Source organism: Kitasatospora sp. NPDC101447, assembly GCF_044767225.1.
Lineage (GTDB): Bacteria > Actinomycetota > Actinomycetes > Streptomycetales > Streptomycetaceae > Kitasatospora.
This window is the reverse complement of sequence record NZ_JBIWNL010000006.1, coordinates 103,676-119,844: the sequence shown is the minus strand read 5'-3', so window position 1 is coordinate 119,844 and position 16,169 is coordinate 103,676. Positions and strand designations below refer to the sequence as shown.

The window sequence follows — 16,169 nt, the reverse complement described above, 5'->3', positions numbered from 1 at the left end:
CCGCGCCGCGGCGGGGGGGGGGCCCCGGGGCCGCGGCCGGGGGGGGGGCGCCGCCCCCCCGGGCGGGGGCCCCCCGGGGGGCGCCCCCGCGCCCCCCGCCCGGGGGGGGCCGGCCCCCCCCCCGCCACCCCCGGGGGTCCTTCCCATGACTGCTGCCGCAGTCGCGCTCTCTCAGTCACGCTCCCGCAGTCGCGCTCTCTCAGTCGCGCGCCCGCAGTCGCGCTACCTCAGGGCGCTGCGGCCGTCGTTACGGCTGCATCTCGTACGCGCCCGAGAGCGCCGCGACCTGCTCCCACACCCGCGCGGCCCGCGCCGCGTCGGAGACAGGCCGGCGCACGTTCGCCAGCGCCCAGGCGGCCTGCTCCTCGGTGGTGGAGGCCTTGCCGTGCAGCTCGGTGGCGTGCGCGGAGAAGTCGCGGACCAGGGCGTCGAAGAGCTGGTCCAGGACGTCCGCGTCCAGGCCGGTCGCCTCGGCCTGCTCCAGGACCAGCTGGCCGTAGACGATCAGCGCGAACAGCTGGCCGATCTCCAGCAGGAAGTCCAGGTCCGCCTGCTGCTCCTTGCTCGGCGCGTGGCTGAGCAGCAACTCGCAGAAGCCGTCGGCCTGTTCGCGGAAGCGGGCGACGTTGGGCAGCTGCGCGTGGCGGTCGTAGGCGGCGCGCCAGTCGTGGAAGCGGATCGCGCCGAGGCCGCGGGCCGGGCCCTGGCGGAACAGGAAGGCGTCGTCGGCCGCGTCCAGGCGGGTCGGCACCGGGGCGTAGTCGGCCGGGGCGAACAGGTAGTTGCCCATGAACTTGAGGATCAGCGCCAGGTTGACGTGGACGGTGCCCTCCAGCTTCGGCAGGCCGCGGATGTCCTTCGCCGCCTTGTCGAAGTAGGTGTCCGCCTCGAAGCCCTTGGCCGCGATGACGTCCCACATCAGGTCGATGACCTTCTCGCCCTCGGTGGTGACCTTCATCTTGGTCATCGGGTTGAACAGCAGGTACCGGCGGTCCTCGGGGGAGGCGGTGCGGAAGTAGTCCACGGCCCGCGCGCTGAACAGCTTCATCCCGGCCAGGCGGACGTACGCGTCCGTCAGCTCCCGCTTGACGTGCGGGAAGTCGGTGACCTTGCGGCCGTACAGCACCCGGTTGTGGGCGTGCGTGACGGCCTCGTACATCGCGTGCTCGCAGATGCCGACGGAGGCGGTGCAGAGGTTGAACTTGCCGACGTTGACGGTGTTCAGGGCGGCGTCGAAGGCGGCCTGGCCGGTGTGCAGCACGTCCTCGGCGCGCACCGGGTAGTCCTCCAGGCGGAACTCGCTGACGTACATCTGGGCGTTCACCACGTTCTTGACCAGGTGGTACGCCTCGTGGCGGCTGTCGGCGGCGAAGAAGACGTAGCCCTCGGGGCCCTCGACGTCCGAGCGGCGGCCGAACACCGAGACCAGGCCGGCCACGTTGCCGTTGCCGATGTAGTACTTGGAGCCGGTCGCGGTGAAGCCGCCCTCGCCGTTCGGGGTGAGGATCATGTCGGTGGAGTAGATGTCGGCGCCGTGGGTGCGCTCGGAGAGGCCGAACGCCATGACGTGGCCCTCCGCCAGGAGCTTGGCGGCGCGGGCCCGGACGGCCTCGTTCTCGCTCTGCCAGACCGGGCCGAGGCCCAGGATGGTGACCTGCCAGGTGTACCAGTAGCCGAGGCCGTAGAAGCCGAGGATCTCGTTCAGCTCGGCGATCCGCGCGGTGTCCCAGCGCTTGTCCGGGTCGGCCGCGGACGGGGTCAGGAACTCCGCGAACAGGCCTTCCTTCGCGGCGAATTCGAGGAAGTCGGCGTACCAGCTGCGGTCGATGTAGGTGTCGATCAGCGCCTTCTTGCCGCGGGACTCGAACCAGTCCACGGTCGCGCGCAGCAGCCGGCGGGTCGGCTCGTCGAACTGTGCGGGGTCGTAGGTGCGCGGGTTGAAGAGCATCGAGGGCTCCCTGAGGTCGAGGGTGTGGGAAGCGGGTGGAAGGTGCGGTGCCGACGGGTCAGGACGGCCGGTCGGCGGCGAGGCGGCGCAGGGTGGCGAGCACGTCGTCGAGCCAGGCGAGGGTCATCCGCTCGTACTCCATGCCGCCGCGCAGCACCACGTGCTGCAGCTCCTGGCGGGCGTCGAGCGTGTCGAGGTCGGGGAAGTCCCGTTGCTCGCCGTGCAGATAGCGGGCGAGCAGGGCGGCGTGCCCCTCGCGGTGGCGTTCGACCTCGGAGATCAGCGCCGCCGGGTCGTCGAAGGCGGCGGCCCGGATCTTGACCGCGAGTTCGTGCCGGACGGTCTCCGGTTCGACCGGTTCCCGCAGCCAGCCGGACAACGCGGCCCGCCCGGCCTCCGCGGCCGAGTAGACCTTCTTGTCCGGGCGCCCGTCCTGGGCGACCTCCTCCGCGGCGACCCAGCCGTCCGCCTCCATGCGCCGCAGCACCCGGTAGATCTGCTGGTGGGTGGCGGTCCAGAAGCGTCCGATCGAGCGGTCGAAGCGCCGGGCCAGCTCGTAGCCGGAGCCGGGCTGCTCCAGCAGCGAGACGAGGATCGCGTGCTCCAGTGCCATGACCCGCATCCTGCTATGCAACGAGTTGCATAGGCAATGGCGCCCTGCGGGGTTGAGACGCAGGTCACCGGCGTGATCGGATGGTTATCGATCATTCCGGACTATCGGGTGCAAAACAGTAGAGAAGGGACAGAATGGGTACGGGGCATGCGCCTTCCGGGTGACGGAGGACAATGCGCCCCGCAGATTCCGGACCACAGGAGGTGGTATCGGTGGCAACCCATATCCCGACGGGCATGGAGCACCATCCGGACATCGTCGAACTACGAGAGCACTACGAGCGGGTCACCTCGACCCCCCGGGCCCAGGGCGTCGAAGCCCTGGCCGTACTGGCCGGCCTCTTCCTGGCGGCATCGCCGTGGATCGTCGGCTTCACCGCGTTCAGCACCCTGACCGTGACCTGCCTGATCGTCGGACTGGCCTACACGGTGCTGATGGCGGGCTACGGCACGGCCTACGAACGCACCCACGCGAGGGCCTGGGCGGCCACGGCGCTCGGCGCCTGGACGATCATCTCTCCCTGGGTCATCTCCGGATCGGTCGCCCGGGGCAAGAACATCGTCACCTGCATCATCGTCGGCGCAGTGATGTTCCTGCTCGGACTCGCGGCGATCTCGATGGCCACGATCACGGCGAACGGAGCAGCGATGCGGCTCGGCCGGGCCGGTCGGGCCGGCGGAACCAGGGGCTGATCTTCCCCGCAGCCCTTCGTCCGGGGCGCGGCGGGACCACCTCCCACCGCGCCCCGGCGCACGTCCCACGCACCTCCCGCGCACTTCCGGGGCCGTCCCCGGGCGCCCGGGTGCCCCGGGGCGGCTACGGGCGCGTCATCCGCAGCACGTCCAGCGCCTCGTCCAGCTGCTCCTCGGTGAGCCTGCCCTGCTCGACGTAGCCCCGCTCCAGCACCACCTGACGGATGGTCTTGCGCTCGGCCAGCGACTGCTTGGCGACCTTCGCGGCCTCCTCGTACCCGATGTACCGGTTCAGCGGGGTCACCACCGACGGCGAGGACTCCGCGTACTCCCGGGCCCGTTCGACGTTGGCGGTGATGCCGTCCACCGTCCGGTCCGCCAGCAGCCGGGCGCTGTTGGCCAGCAGCCGGACCGACTCCAGCACGTTGCGGGCGATCACCGGGAGCATCACGTTCAGCTCGAAGTTGCCGCTCGCGCCGGCCAGCGTCACCGTCGCGTCGTTGCCGACCACCTGGGCGGCGACCATCAGCACCACCTCGGGCAGCACCGGGTTCACCTTGCCCGGCATGATCGACGAACCGGGCTGCAGGTCCGGCAGGTTGATCTCGCCGAGCCCGGTGCGCGGGCCGGAGCCCATCCACCGCAGGTCGTTCGCGATCTTCGTGAACCCGACCGCCACCGTGCGCAGTTGGCCGCTCAGCTCGACCAGGGCGTCCCGCGCTCCCTGCGCCTCGAAGTGGTCCCGGGCCTCGGTCAGCGGCAGGTCGGTGACGCGGGCCACCTCCGCGATGACCGCGGCCGGGAAGCCGGGCGGGGTGTTGATGCCGGTGCCCACCGCCGTACCGCCGAGCGGGAGTTCGGCCACCCGGGGAAGCGTGGCCAGCAGCCGCTCCCGCCCGTGCCGCACCTGCGCCGCGTAGCCGCCGAACTCCTGGCCCAGTGTGACGGGCGTGGCGTCCATCAGGTGCGTGCGGCCCGACTTGACCACCTCGGCGAACTCGACGGACTTGCGCTCCAGCGCCTCCGCCAGGTGCTCCAGCGCCGGGATCAGGTCGTGCGTCACGGCGGCGGTGGCGGCGATGTGGATCGAGGAGGGGAAGACGTCGTTGGACGACTGGCTCGCGTTGACGTGGTCGTTCGGGTGGACGGGCCGGCCCAGCCGCTCGCCGGCCAGGGTGGCGATCACCTCGTTGGTGTTCATGTTGGACGACGTGCCGGAGCCGGTCTGGAACACGTCCACCGGGAACTCGTCGTCCCAGCGCCCCTCCGCGACCTCCTCGGCCGCCGCCACGATCGCCTCCGCCGTCTCCTCGTCCAGCACCCCCAGGCGGGCGTTCACCCGGGCCGCGGCCGCCTTGATCCGGGCCAGCGCGGCGATGTGCGCGCGCTCCAGCCGCTGGCCGGACACCGGGAAGTTCTCCACCGCCCGCTGCGTCTGCGCCTGCCACTTCGCGGCGGCCGGCACCCGCACCTCGCCCATCGAGTCGTGCTCGACCCGGTACTCCTGCGGCTTCGCCTGCTCGTCACCCATCGCGCGCTGCACCTCCTGTACGGGCCGCTCGGCCCGGAACGGATCTCCGATCACGACAGCCGCGAGCGGGGCCCGGGTATTTCCGACACGACCGGTCGGGTTCTCGGCCGGTTCCGCCTTCCTGCCGCCACCCCCGTACGCCCCGCGCCGAGGCCCCGGGCCGATCGGGCCGAACTCACTCGAACGAGTGAGTCACCGGGTGGACGCTTCAAACCGGCGTGCGGTGCTTCGTACGCTCCTCCCCGGGCCGAACCGACAGTCGGCCCGACCCGGACAGCCGTAGCTCGGCCCGGGGGGACCGGCACGAGGGGTGGACGGACGGATGACCAGCGGACACGGCACGGCGGGTTCGGCAGGCGGGGCGGCCTCGGCGGCCTCGGACTCAGCGGGCGGGGCTGCTTCGGCGGGCAGAAGCGGTGGTGCGCGGCACCGGGGGAGTGGCGCCGGGAGCGGCCTCACCCGCCGGCAGCTGCTCGGGGCCTCGGCCGCGCTCGGCGGCGCGGCCTGGATACTGCGCGGCACCGTCGGGCCGGACAGCGCCCGGGCCGCCGCGCCCGTACCGCCCGGACTCCCCGCCGGCACCGAGCTCTACCAGCGGGTCTTCGAGAACTGGTCCGGCGAGGTCCGCACCGACCAGCTGTGGACCTGCGCGCCCCGCACCCCCGAGGAGGTCCCGGCCCTCGCGGACTGGGCGCACGCCAACGGCTGGCGCCTGCGGGCCACCGGCTACCGGCACACCTGGGCACCGCTCACCGTCGCCGACCGGACCCCGGAGAGCGCCCGGGTCCTGCTCGTGGACACCAGCCGACACCTCACCGCCGTCACCGCGGACTCGCCCACCACCGTGCGGGTGCAGACCGGCGCCACCATGGAGGCCCTGCTCGCCCACCTGGCCGACCGCGGCCTCGGCCTGACCGCCTGTCCGGCCCCCGGCGAGATCACCGTCGGCGGCGTGCTCGCCATCGGCGGCCACGGCACCGCCGTCCCGGCGGCGGGGGAGGTGCGGCCGGACGGGCACGGCTACGGCTCGGTGAGCAACCAGGTCGTCCGGCTCACCGCCGTCGTCCTCGACCCCGCCACCGGCCGCTACGCGCTGCGCACCTTCGACCGCTCCGAGGCCGACAGCGCCGCCTTCCTGGTGCACCTGGGCCGCGCCTTCCTCACCGAGGTCGTCCTCAGGGCGGGCGCCGACCGGCCGCTGCGCTGCGTCAGTCGGCTCGACATCCCGGCGAGCGAGCTCTTCGCCCCGCCGGGAGCCGGAGGTTCCGCCGGTTCCGCCGGTTCCGCGGGTTCCGCCGGGGGCACCGCGGGCACCGGGTCGGGCGGAGGCGGCGGGCTGCTCGGGGGGCTGCTCGGCGGACTTCTGGGCGGTGGCGGCCCGCGGACCTTCGCCGAGTTCGTGGAGCGCGACGGCCGGGCCGAGGCGATCTGGTTCGCCTACACCGACTACCCCTGGCTCAAGACCTGGAGCGTCGCACCGACCGAGCCGCTCGGTTCCCTCGCCGTCGACCACCCCTACAACTTCCCCTTCTCGGACAGCGTTCCGGAGCCGGTGGCCCGACTCGCCGGCCAGATCGTCGCCGGCGCCTGGGGATCGGCCCCACTGTTCGGCCAACTCCAGTACCTCGTGGCGAAGGTGGGTCTCACCGGCGACGTCACGGACGTCCTGCTCTCCGGTGGGCTGATCCGCGGTCTGCTCACCGGAGACGTCCTCACCCACCTGCTCGCGGGCGGTTTGCGCTCCGACCTCTGGGGCCCTTCGCGCACCCTGCTGCAGTACGTCCGCCCCACCACCCTGCGGGTCACCGCCAACGGCTACGCGGTCCTCGCCCGGCGCGCCGACCTGCAGTGGGTGGTCAGCGAATTCGCCGCGTACTACCGGCAGTTGCTCGCCGAGTACCAGGCCCGGGGCGAGTACCCGGTGAACGGGGCGGTGGAGATCAGGGTCACCGGCCTGGACGACCCGGCGTACTCCGGCGTCCCCGGCGCCCGGCCCCCGCTGCTGTCCGCGCTGCGCCCGCGCGCCGACCGCCCGGAGTGGGACACCGCGGTCTGGCTCGACGTCCTCGCCTTCCCCGGCACGCCCGGACTGGAGCGCTTCGCCCGGGACCTGGAGCAGTGGCTGCTGCGCACCTTCGACGGCACCCGGGCGGGCCTGCGGGTCGAGTGGTCCAAGGGCTGGGCCTACACCGCCGACGCCGCCTGGTCGGACCGCGACATGATCGACCGGGTCATCCCCGCCGGCCTGCGGGCCGGCGGCGGGCCGGGCTGGGACGAGGCGGTCGCCGTCCTGGACCGGCACGACCCGCACCGGGTGTTCGGAAACCCCTTCCTGGACGGCCTGTTGAAGTGAGGCGAGCCGGCCCGGGGTGCTGACTGATCCAACTGACGCTGCGTCAGATGTGCTCCATCACGATCACCGCCAGGGTGTCCGGAGCCAGGGCGCGGAAGACGTGCGGGGAGTCGCCCGGGTAGCTCACGTAGTCGCCCGGACCCAGCTCGACCGGCGCCTCCGTCGGCCCGACCAGGGCGCGTCCGGAGCCGATCATCACGTGCTCGACGGTGCCGGGCATGTGCGGGTCGGAGGCCCTGGTCTCGCCCGGCTGCGCCTCGATCCGGTAGATGTCGCGCCGGGCGTTGGGCGGGCAGGAGGAGAGCACGGTGGCGGCATAGTCGGCGCGCTCGGAGTGGGTCACCGGGCCCTCGCCGGCCCGGATCACCTTGACCGCGGGGCGCGGCGGGTCGACCAGGCGGCTGAACGGCACGTTCAGCGCGACCCCGAGTGCCCAGAGCGTCTCCACGCTGGGATTGCCCGCGCCCGACTCCAGCTGGGAGAGCGTCGACTTGGCGATCCCCGCGCGCCGGGCCAGTTCGGCCATCGACAGCCCGCTGCGCTCGCGCTCGCGCCGGATGGAGGCGGCGATCTGGCCGATCAGCTCGGTTCCGGAGCCGCCGGCGGCGATGGCCGGGGTGGTCTGGTCACTCATGCTCGCCACTCACGCTCTCCTCTGGCTCCTTCACTGCCCGCCGGACCTGCCGGGCCGCCGGGTCGCCGGTACGACCCGTATGACCCGTACGACCGGTGCCGTTCATGCTGCCACGACCGCCCGGGCCTGCGGGCATGCTCGGATCGACCGGCGTTCGGCCTGTCGGTCTCATCGTTCGCCTTGACGAACCCGGGGGAACGGGTTCACTCTAATGGACATGCGTTCGCTACTCCGAACACTGGAGCGTGCCACTCTTCGTGACATCGCCCTGGTCTGCCTGGCCGACGCCCTCGTCGGCGCTTCCTTCGGCGCGATCAGCGTCTCCGGCGGTCTGCCCCTGTGGGTGCCGGTCGTGCTTTCCGTCCTCGTTTTCGCGGGCGGCTCCCAGTTCGCGGCGGTCGGCGTGGTGCTGTCCGGCGGCGGCGTGCTCGCGGCCGTCGCCACCGGCCTGGTGCTCAACGCCAGGCTGCTGCCCTTCGGCTTCACCGTCGCCGACGTCCTCGACGGCCCGTGGTGGCGCCGACTGATCGGTGCGCAGCTGATCACCGACGAGACCGCCGCCTTCGTCCTGCAGCAGCGCGGGCCGCGGCGGCGCAGGGCCGTGTTCTGGCTCTGCGGGATCGCCCTGTACGCGGTGTGGAACGTCTCGGTGCTGCTCGGTGCCGTCGCGGGCGGGCTGATCGGCGACACCGACGCGCTGGGCCTGGACGCCGCCTTCCCCGCGGTGCTGCTCGCGCTGGTGCTGCCCTCGCTCACGGACCGCCGCACCCGTACGGCCGCGGTCGTGGGCGCGGTGGTGGCGGTCGCGGTCACGCCGTTCGTACCGGGCGGGCTGCCGGTGCTGCTCGCCCTCGTCGGGCTGCTGTTCGCCGGCCGGCCGGGAGCGGCGGAGGCGTCCGACGGGAAGGTGCCCGCGGACGAGGCGTCCGCGGGCGAGGCATCCGACGGGAGGTCACCCGCGGGCGAGGCGTCCGAGGGGAAGGCTCCCGTGCCGGCTGGCCGGGTGGTTCGGGCGGATCCGCCGATGACGATGAAGGAGGCGGTCCGATGATGCCGCTCTACGCCGTGCTGTTGCTGGCCGTCGGGACGTACGCCTTCCGGCTCGCCGGGCCGCTGCTCGGCGGTCGGCTCACCCTCTCCGACCGGCTGCGGCACCTGCTGGCGGTCGCCGCGGCGGTCCTGCTGGTCGCCCTGGTGGCGACCGGGGCGCTGACCCAGGGGCACGGCTTCGCGGGGTGGGCCCGCCCGGCGGGGGTGCTGGTCGCGGGGGTGCTCGCGGTGCGCCGGGCGCCGTTCCCACTGGTGGTCGTCGCGGGCGCGGCGACGACGGCGGTGCTCCGGCTGTGCGGGGTGGGGTGAGCCGACTCAGCCGCCCAGGGCCTTGAAGAAGACGGTCGTCGGGTGGAGGACCCCCGACGGGTCCGTCGCGTAGTCCGGGACCGAACCGACCCGGGTCCAGCCCGCCGCCGCGTACATCCGCTCCGCGGGGCTCCCCGTCTCGGTGTCCAGGACGAGCAGCCGCAGTCCCAGACCGTGCGCCCGCTGCTCCAGCGCCGCCAGCAGCCGCCCGGCGAGCCGGTGCCCGCGGTCCGCCGGATGCACCATCAGCTTGGCCACCTCGCCCCGGTGCCGGCCGTTCGCGGGTGCCGCCGGACGCAGCTGGACCGTCCCGGCCAGCCGTCCGTCCGCCCCGGCCCGGACCGTCCACAGCAGCAGCCGGCCGTCCGCGACGTCCGGGCCCAGGGCCCGCCACCACGCGAGGGCCTCGCCGTGGTCCAGCGGTGCGAGGAAGCCCAGCGAGGCGCCGGCGTGCACGGTGTCCACCAGCAGCGCGGCCAGCTCCTCCGCCACGCCGGGCAGCTCCTCCGCCGTCACCGGGCCGATCGCGTACGCGTCGTCGGCCACGAAGCCGTCCATGTCGCTTTCCTCACTCGCTCGCACCCACCACGGCCCGGCCACGTGCGGAATACTCGCCGGTACTCCGCAGACCCACGCCGGGACCGGGCGCCGAGACCGGTACTCCGCCGAGACTACAAGGAGCTTCGATGACGAAGCCGACCCGGATCGACCCGTCCGACCTGCTCGCCGTCGGCGACCTCCTCACCGACGAGGAGCGGCTGATCCGCGACACCGTCCGCCGGTTCACCGAGGAGCGGATCCGCCCCCACATCGGCGACTGGTTCGAGCGCGGCGTCTTCCCGGCCCGTGAACTCGCCCCCGAACTCGGTGCCCTCGGCGTGCTCGGCATGCACCTCGACGGCTACGGCTGCGCGGGCGCCGGCGCGGTGGCCTACGGCGTGGCCTGCATGGAGCTGGAGGCGGCGGACTCGGGGCTGCGCAGCTTCGTCTCCGTCCAGGGCTCGCTCGCCATGCGCTCGATCCACGCCTTCGGCTCCGAGGAGCAGAAGCAGCGCTGGCTGCCCGGCATGGCCGCCGGCGAGCTGATCGGCTGCTTCGGGCTCACCGAGCCGGACTTCGGATCCGACCCGGCGAACATGCGCACCCGGGCGGTCCGCAAGGGCGGCGAGGGCGGCGACTGGGTGCTGTCCGGCAGCAAGATGTGGATCACCAACGGCAGCATCGCCGACGTCGCCGTGGTGTGGGCGCAGACCGAGGAGGGCGTGCGCGGCTTCCTGGTCGAGCGCGGCACCCGCGGTCTGACCACCACCGACGTGCACGGCAAGCTCTCCCTGCGCGCCTCCGTGACCAGCGAGCTCGCCTTCGACGAGGTGGTCCTGCCCGCCGACGCCGTGCTCCCCGGGGTGGTCGGCCTGCGCGGGCCGCTCTCCTCCCTCAACGAGGCCCGCTACGGCATCCTCTGGGGCACAGTCGGCGCCGCCCGCGACTGCTACACCGCCGCGCTGGACTACGCCAAGAGCCGGATCCAGTTCGACCGTCCGATCGCCGGCTTCCAGCTGACCCAGCAGAAGCTGGTCGAGATGATGCTGGAGGTCGAGAAGGCCTACCTGGTGGCGCTGCGGATCGGCCGGCTCAAGGAGGACGGCGCGGCCCGCGCGCCGCACGTCAGCTTCGGCAAGCTCAACAACGTCCGCGCCGCACTGGAGATCGCCCGCAGCGCCCGGACGGTCCTCGGGGCGAACGGCATCACCACGGAGTACCCGGTGCTGCGGCACGCCAACAACCTGGAGTCGGTGCTCACCTACGAGGGGACCAGCGAGATCCACACCCTCGTCCTCGGCGAGGCCATCACCGGCGAGCCCGCGTACCGCTGACCGGCCGTCCACCCCGCCTGAGCAGGAGAAATCCGGTGGCCGGGCCCGCGACGACCCGGCTACCGTTCCCTGCCATGACCAGTCAGCACGCCCGGACACCCCGGACCACCACCCTCTGGCGCCCCACCGGGCCCCAGGAGCTGGCGCTGGTCGAGGCCGCCGACTGGCGTGCCTGGCCGGCCCGCCTGCCCGACCAGCCGATCTTCTACCCCGTCCTCGACGAGGACTACGCGATCCGGATCGCCCGGGACTGGAACGTCCCCGCCTCGGGCGTCGGCTACGTCACCCGCTTCGAGGTCGAGACCGGGTTCCTGGCCCGCTACCCCGTGCAGCAGGTCGGCGGCCGGACGATCCTCGAACTCTGGGTGCCCGCCGAGGAGCTGGACGAGTTCAACCGGCACATCGTCGGCCGCATCGAGGTCGTCCACGAGTTCCGGCCCGCGCCGTGACGGGGCCGACCGCCGCGGGGCCGGGTGGGCACGTGGCGGCCGCGTGGGCGGGTGGGCCGGCGGCGGCCGACCGCGTCCTGCTCACCTCGGCCCAGCCGACCAGCACCACCGCCCTGCTCGTCGAGGCGGCCGCCCGACGCGGTCTCACCACCGCCGTCCTGCACGGCCCGGAGACGGTCCGGCAGCTCGCCGGGCGGCCCGTGCACTGGTACGGCGGGCCGCTCGCCGCCGCCCGGATCGCCGCTCCGCTGGGCCTGGCCCTGCTCGAACCCGAGGACGACTGGCTCGCCCGGCTCCCCGAGGAGTTCACCCGCCGCCGGATCGAGCTGACCACGCTCGCCGAGGCCTGGACGCTGCGCCACCCGGCGTTCGTCAAGCCGCCGGCCGACAAGTCGCTGCCGCCCGCCGTCTACCCGGACGGCTCCCGGCTGCCGCGCACCGGGGAGCGGATCGGTCCGGACACGCCCGTGCTGGTCAGCGAGCCGGTGACGTTCGCCGCCGAGTACCGGCTGTTCGTCCGTGACGGCGAGGTGCTCACCGGCAGCCGCTACGCCCGCTTCGGCCGGCTCGACCCGGCGCCGACCACCCCCGAGGCCGTCGCCTTCGCCCGCCGGCTGCTCGCGGCCGTCGGCGACACCCTGCCCGGGGCGGTCGCCCTGGACGTCGGCCCGATCGCCGACCCGTACGACCCGGCCGAGCGGTGGGCCGTGGTCGAGGCCAACCTGCCGTGGTTCGCGCACTGCTACGCCGCCGATCCGGAGCGCGTCCTGGACGTCGTGCTGCGCGCCGCCGGCCCGGCCGCCGAACTCGCGGAGACCGACCGCCGCTTCGTCCGCGCGGTCGCCTGACCGCGGGCCGGTCCGGCCGGTCCTCCGGTGCCGGGCCGGTCCGGCCGGTATGGCTACCCCGGGGCGGTCGGGACGGCCTTCCGGCCCCGGGCCCGTCCGGACGGCCGTCGGACGGCCGATCGGCGATCTCCCGACACCCGGCGGACACCTGCCGTTCGACGGTGCGACGCCGGACGGTACGGCGGCCGGTGAAGCATGGCGCGGTCGGCGGCGGCCCCTGACGGGCGCGGCCGAGCGCGTGCACGACCGAAAGGAACCCCCGCCATGTCCGCTGTCCAGTGGCCCCGCCCCCGGGTGCTCGTCGTCGGGATCGACGGCGTCCGCCACGACTACCTCGCGCAGGTGCCGATGCCGCGCCTCCAGGAGGTCGCCGAGGCCGGGTTCCTGGTGCCGGTCACCGTGGCGGACACCACGCCGACCATGTCCGGCCCGTGCTGGGCCACCATCGTCACCGGCGTCGAGCCCGCCAAGCACGGCGTCTGGGGCAACCACCTGGCCGGCAACCGGCTGGACGTGTTCCCCGACTTCGCCACCCGTCTCAATCGCGGTGACCGCCGCCGCACCTTCGTCGCGGCCGGCTGGGACCCGCTGATGATCAACGAGTCCGGCGGCCCGCTCTTCCGCGCCCCCGGCCGGCTCTCCTACATCGCCCCGGCCGAGGACACCCCCGAGGCCTGGGAGGTCGTGGACGAGGAGGTCACCCGGGAGGCCGTCCACGTCCTCGGCACCGCCGACCCCGAGGCCTCCTTCGTCTACCTCGGCGCCGTCGACGAGACCGCCCACTTCCTCGGCTGCGGCGAGGAGTACCGCGCCGCCATGCGCGCCGCCGACGAGCGCCTCGGCCGCCTCCTGGACGCCGTCCGCGGCCGCGCCACGTACGCCGAGGAGCAGTGGACCGTCATCGTCGTCACCGACCACGGCCACGTCGACGCCGGCGGCCACGGCGGCCGCACGGTCGAGGAGCGGACGGCCTGGGTCGCCTGCGCCGGGCACGGCATTCCGGCCGGACCGCCCGCCGGGGAGATCCGCCACCCGGACGTCGCCGCCCAGGTGTACGCCTCCCTGCTGCGTCCGATCGACCCGCACTGGACCCTCGACGGACGCCCCTTCCCGGTCGCCCGCCCGGTGCCCGTGACGGTCTGACCCGTGGCGGTCCGACTCGTGGCGGTCCGACTCGTGGTCGTCCGACCCCGTGGCGCGGACCGGTGGGTCCGCGCAGATCCGCGCCGATCTGCAGGTCCGCGGCGATCCGCGGGACCCGGCCGACGGCGGCCGGACCCGACGGCGACCTGACGCCCCGGGGTCCCGATGCCCCGGGGCCCCGATGCCCCGGGTGCAGCAGGCCCGGCTGCGGCGGTGCCGGGCTTGAGCGAGGCTCGATCGGGGCTCGGGCGGCACTCGACCCGGGTGTGCCAACCTGAGCGCCGGACCGGCACGTGCCGGTCCTCCGGAGCTCAGCGCCTCTGCCGGACGGCATACGCCTGAAGGTGGAGACGGTACCCCGTGGGTTGGAGACAAGATCGCGACTTGGTGGTGACGCTCCGCCGAAGCGGCACGGGCCACGATGGTTGCACCGGATGGCGCAGTGCGTCGGCCGGGCCGGCAGAGCAGACCCAAGCGGATCCAGATGGCTGCCGGCGGCGGACGCGGGGCGACGGAACCGGGCACGGACACCGGCCGAGAGCACCGGACACGGACACGGACACGGACACGGAGAGGACAGTCGGGCATGAAGGGCATCGTGAGCAAGGTCGCGCTGGGAGTCGCGGGCACCGGCATGGCCGTGGCCGTGGCGGCCGTGGCAGTGGGTCCGAGGGTGTCCGACTGGTACGACGGCCGCCACCAGGAGCAGGCCTCGTACGAGACCGGCACCCAGGCCAAGGCCGACGGCCGCTCGATGCCGGCCTGGCTGCCCGACAACGCCTCCGGCGTGAAGTACCTGATGTCCACCACGGGCGACGACCGCCTGCTGCGCGCCACCCTTCCGGAGGGGCGGCTGCCCGTCGGCTGCACCACCGGGCTGCCGGGCAAGTCCGCGCACCCGGTGCCGATGACGCTCAAGGCCGGCTGGTTCCCGGAGGGCGTCGCGGCCAAGGCCAGCGGCACCTGCGGGCACTACAACGTGACGCTGACCGGCAACCAGCTCTACGCCTGGCAGGACGGCGCGGCGGTGCAGGCAGCCCTCCGCGCCGAGCACGCCGCCAAGCACTGAGCACCCACCGGGCGCCGTGCGCCGAGCGCCGACCGGGCCTGAGCAGCCACCGGGCCTGAGCAGCCGCCGGGCCTGAGCGCCGGCAGGGTACGGAGCGCCGACCGGCCCGGAGGCCGCGGAACGGCCGATCGGGCCGGGGAAACAGACGGACCACCAAGCGGCCCGCCGGGCACCGAGAGGTGCGGGCGGGCCGCCCCCGTGCGTGTACGGTACGTCGGTGTGCGGGAGCGGCGACCGCACTCGGGTGCGCCCCCTGCTGTCGGAACCGGACCGGGCTGCGATAGGACGGAGCGCGAACGACCCCCGTCGCCCCGTCCGTGAGGAGAGCCATGCCCGGCCCGACCGTCGGCCCCACCGATGACACGTCGACCGCAGCCGTCACCACACCCGCCACCGGCCAGGCCGGCACCGGTTGGGCCACGATCGCCGTCCTGGGCGGCCTCACCGCACTCGGACCGCTCACCACCGACCTCTACCTCCCCGGCCTGCCCGCGATCGCCGACGACCTGGTGGCCGAACCGGCCGCCGTCCAGCTCACCCTCACCTTCTCGATGTTCGGGGTCGCGGCCGGGCAGATGCTCTTCGGACCGCTCAGCGACCGCTTCGGGCGCCGCCCGCCGCTGCTCGTCGGACTCGTCGTCTACACCCTGTCCAGCGTGGTGTGCGCGCTCGCGCCGAACCTGTCGGTCCTGATCGCCGCCCGCTTCGTCCAGGGCGCGGCGGGATCGGCCGGGCTGGTCATCGGGCGCGCCGTCTCCCGGGACCGCTTCCAGGGCGTCGCGCTGCTGCGCTTCCTCGCCTCGATCGCGCTGATATCGGGACTGGCGCCGATCCTCGCCCCGATCATCGGCGCACAGCTGCTGCGGTTCACCTCGTGGCGCGGCACCTTCGGCACGCTCACCGCGCTCGGCCTGCTGCTCACCCTGGCCGCGTTCGGCGCGCTGCGCGAGACGCTGCCGCCGGAGACCAGGGAAGCCGGCGGGGTGGGCGCGACCCTGCGGGCGATGGGGCGGTTGCTGCGCAACCTGCCGTTCCTCGGTCTGGCGCTGACCAGCTCCCTCGCCTTCGGTGCGCTGTTCGGTTACATCAGCGGGTCCTCGACGGTGCTCCAGCACGTCTACCAGGTCTCGCCGCAGACCTACAGCCTGCTGTTCGGGCTGAACTCGGTGGCGATCGTGGTGATGACGCAGGTGAACGGGCGGGTGCTGGCGCCGCGCTGCACGGCGCGGGCGCTGATGCTGGGCAGCCTCGCGGTGGCGGTCGCCGCCGGGGCGGCGCTGGTGCTGCTGACGACGGTGTGGGACTTCGGGCTGGTCGGGTTCTGTGCGCCCCTGTTCGTGATGATGGGCAGCCTGGGGGTGCTCCTGCCGAACACCGCCGCGCAGGCGCTCGGCCTGGTCGAGCCGCAGGTCGCGGGCACCGCGTCGGCGCTGCTCGGGACGGGCAACTTCCTGGTCGGCGCGGTGGTCGCGCCGTTGAGCAGCCTTGGCGGGCGGCCGTCCGCGATGCTGCTGGCCGTGGTGGTCCTGGTCTGCGGGCTGCTGGCGAGCGCGGCGTACCTGGCGCTGTGCCGGCCGGCGCGGATGCGGGCGGCGGGGGCCTGAGGCGAAGCCGGGCGGACGGACGAACGGACGAACGGACGAACGGATGACAGCT

General features: G+C 73.8%; 15 protein-coding genes. 10 read left to right on the top strand and 5 right to left on the bottom strand.

What is annotated here, in order from left to right:
* Positions 1–247 precede the first annotated feature (247 nt).
* Positions 248–1,948, bottom strand: coding sequence for an acyl-CoA dehydrogenase family protein (locus tag ACIRST_RS11460; protein ID WP_402801835.1), 1,701 nt, complete (start codon positions 1,946–1,948; stop codon positions 248–250).
* A 58-nt stretch (positions 1,949–2,006) separates the two neighbouring features.
* Positions 2,007–2,561 (bottom strand): PadR family transcriptional regulator, encoded by a 555-nt coding sequence (locus ACIRST_RS11455; RefSeq protein ID WP_402801833.1) that lies wholly within the window; start codon positions 2,559–2,561, stop codon positions 2,007–2,009.
* 236 nt (positions 2,562–2,797) lie between these two features.
* Between ACIRST_RS11455 and ACIRST_RS11450 the strand changes: the two genes are divergently transcribed.
* Positions 2,798–3,253: an SPW repeat protein gene (locus tag ACIRST_RS11450; protein ID WP_350519052.1), complete on the top strand. Its 456-nt coding sequence runs from the start codon at positions 2,798–2,800 to the stop codon at positions 3,251–3,253.
* A gap of 124 nt (positions 3,254–3,377) precedes the next feature.
* On the opposite strand, the gene ACIRST_RS11445 is transcribed toward ACIRST_RS11450, so the two are convergent.
* Positions 3,378–4,784: a class II fumarate hydratase gene (locus tag ACIRST_RS11445; RefSeq protein WP_350519051.1), complete on the bottom strand. Its 1,407-nt coding sequence runs from the start codon at positions 4,782–4,784 to the stop codon at positions 3,378–3,380.
* Between the two features lie 322 nt (positions 4,785–5,106).
* On the opposite strand from ACIRST_RS11445, the gene ACIRST_RS11440 reads away from it, so the two are divergent.
* Positions 5,107–7,137 (top strand): cholesterol oxidase substrate-binding domain-containing protein, encoded by a 2,031-nt coding sequence (locus ACIRST_RS11440; RefSeq protein ID WP_402801829.1) that lies wholly within the window; start codon positions 5,107–5,109, stop codon positions 7,135–7,137.
* Between the two features lie 43 nt (positions 7,138–7,180).
* Here ACIRST_RS11440 and ACIRST_RS11435 read toward each other — a convergent pair whose 3' ends face one another.
* Complete coding sequence (locus ACIRST_RS11435; protein ID WP_350519272.1) at positions 7,181–7,771, bottom strand: XRE family transcriptional regulator; 591 nt, start codon at positions 7,769–7,771, stop codon at positions 7,181–7,183.
* Between the two features lie 217 nt (positions 7,772–7,988).
* Here ACIRST_RS11435 and ACIRST_RS11430 point away from each other — a divergent pair, with 217 nt between their 5' ends.
* Together ACIRST_RS11430 and ACIRST_RS11425 are read left to right on the top strand one after the other, a co-directional pair.
* Positions 7,989–8,822 (top strand): AzlC family ABC transporter permease, encoded by an 834-nt coding sequence (locus ACIRST_RS11430; RefSeq protein ID WP_402801827.1) that lies wholly within the window; start codon positions 7,989–7,991, stop codon positions 8,820–8,822.
* On the top strand, positions 8,822–9,130 hold the full coding sequence (locus ACIRST_RS11425; protein ID WP_402802169.1) for an AzlD domain-containing protein: 309 nt from the start codon (positions 8,822–8,824) through the stop codon (positions 9,128–9,130). The genes ACIRST_RS11430 and ACIRST_RS11425 overlap by 1 nt, the downstream gene beginning before the upstream one ends.
* Before the next feature lie 6 nt (positions 9,131–9,136).
* Here the strand turns inward: ACIRST_RS11425 and ACIRST_RS11420 are convergent, their stop codons facing one another.
* Entirely contained in the window at positions 9,137–9,688 is a 552-nt protein-coding gene (locus tag ACIRST_RS11420; protein ID WP_402801825.1) for a GNAT family N-acetyltransferase, read from the bottom strand.
* A gap of 128 nt (positions 9,689–9,816) precedes the next feature.
* Here ACIRST_RS11420 and ACIRST_RS11415 point away from each other — a divergent pair, with 128 nt between their 5' ends.
* The 6 genes from ACIRST_RS11415 (at position 9,817) to ACIRST_RS11390 (ending at position 16,117) form a co-directional block, all read left to right on the top strand.
* Positions 9,817–11,004: an acyl-CoA dehydrogenase family protein gene (locus ACIRST_RS11415; protein WP_350519046.1), complete on the top strand. Its 1,188-nt coding sequence runs from the start codon at positions 9,817–9,819 to the stop codon at positions 11,002–11,004.
* Between the two features lie 74 nt (positions 11,005–11,078).
* Positions 11,079–11,453, top strand: coding sequence for a hypothetical protein (locus ACIRST_RS11410; protein WP_350519045.1), 375 nt, complete (start codon positions 11,079–11,081; stop codon positions 11,451–11,453).
* Positions 11,454–11,485: 32 nt separating this feature from the next.
* Positions 11,486–12,301: an ATP-grasp domain-containing protein gene (locus ACIRST_RS11405; RefSeq protein WP_402801823.1), complete on the top strand. Its 816-nt coding sequence runs from the start codon at positions 11,486–11,488 to the stop codon at positions 12,299–12,301.
* Between the two features lie 264 nt (positions 12,302–12,565).
* On the top strand, positions 12,566–13,444 hold the full coding sequence (locus ACIRST_RS11400) for an alkaline phosphatase family protein (protein WP_402801821.1): 879 nt from the start codon (positions 12,566–12,568) through the stop codon (positions 13,442–13,444).
* Between the two features lie 586 nt (positions 13,445–14,030).
* Positions 14,031–14,513 carry a hypothetical protein gene (locus tag ACIRST_RS11395; protein WP_350519043.1) on the top strand — a complete coding sequence of 161 codons (483 nt, stop codon included), beginning with the start codon at positions 14,031–14,033 and terminating at the stop codon, positions 14,511–14,513.
* Positions 14,514–14,842: 329 nt separating this feature from the next.
* Positions 14,843–16,117 carry a multidrug effflux MFS transporter gene (locus ACIRST_RS11390; protein ID WP_402801818.1) on the top strand — a complete coding sequence of 425 codons (1,275 nt, stop codon included), beginning with the start codon at positions 14,843–14,845 and terminating at the stop codon, positions 16,115–16,117.
* Positions 16,118–16,169: the final 52 nt, after the last annotated feature.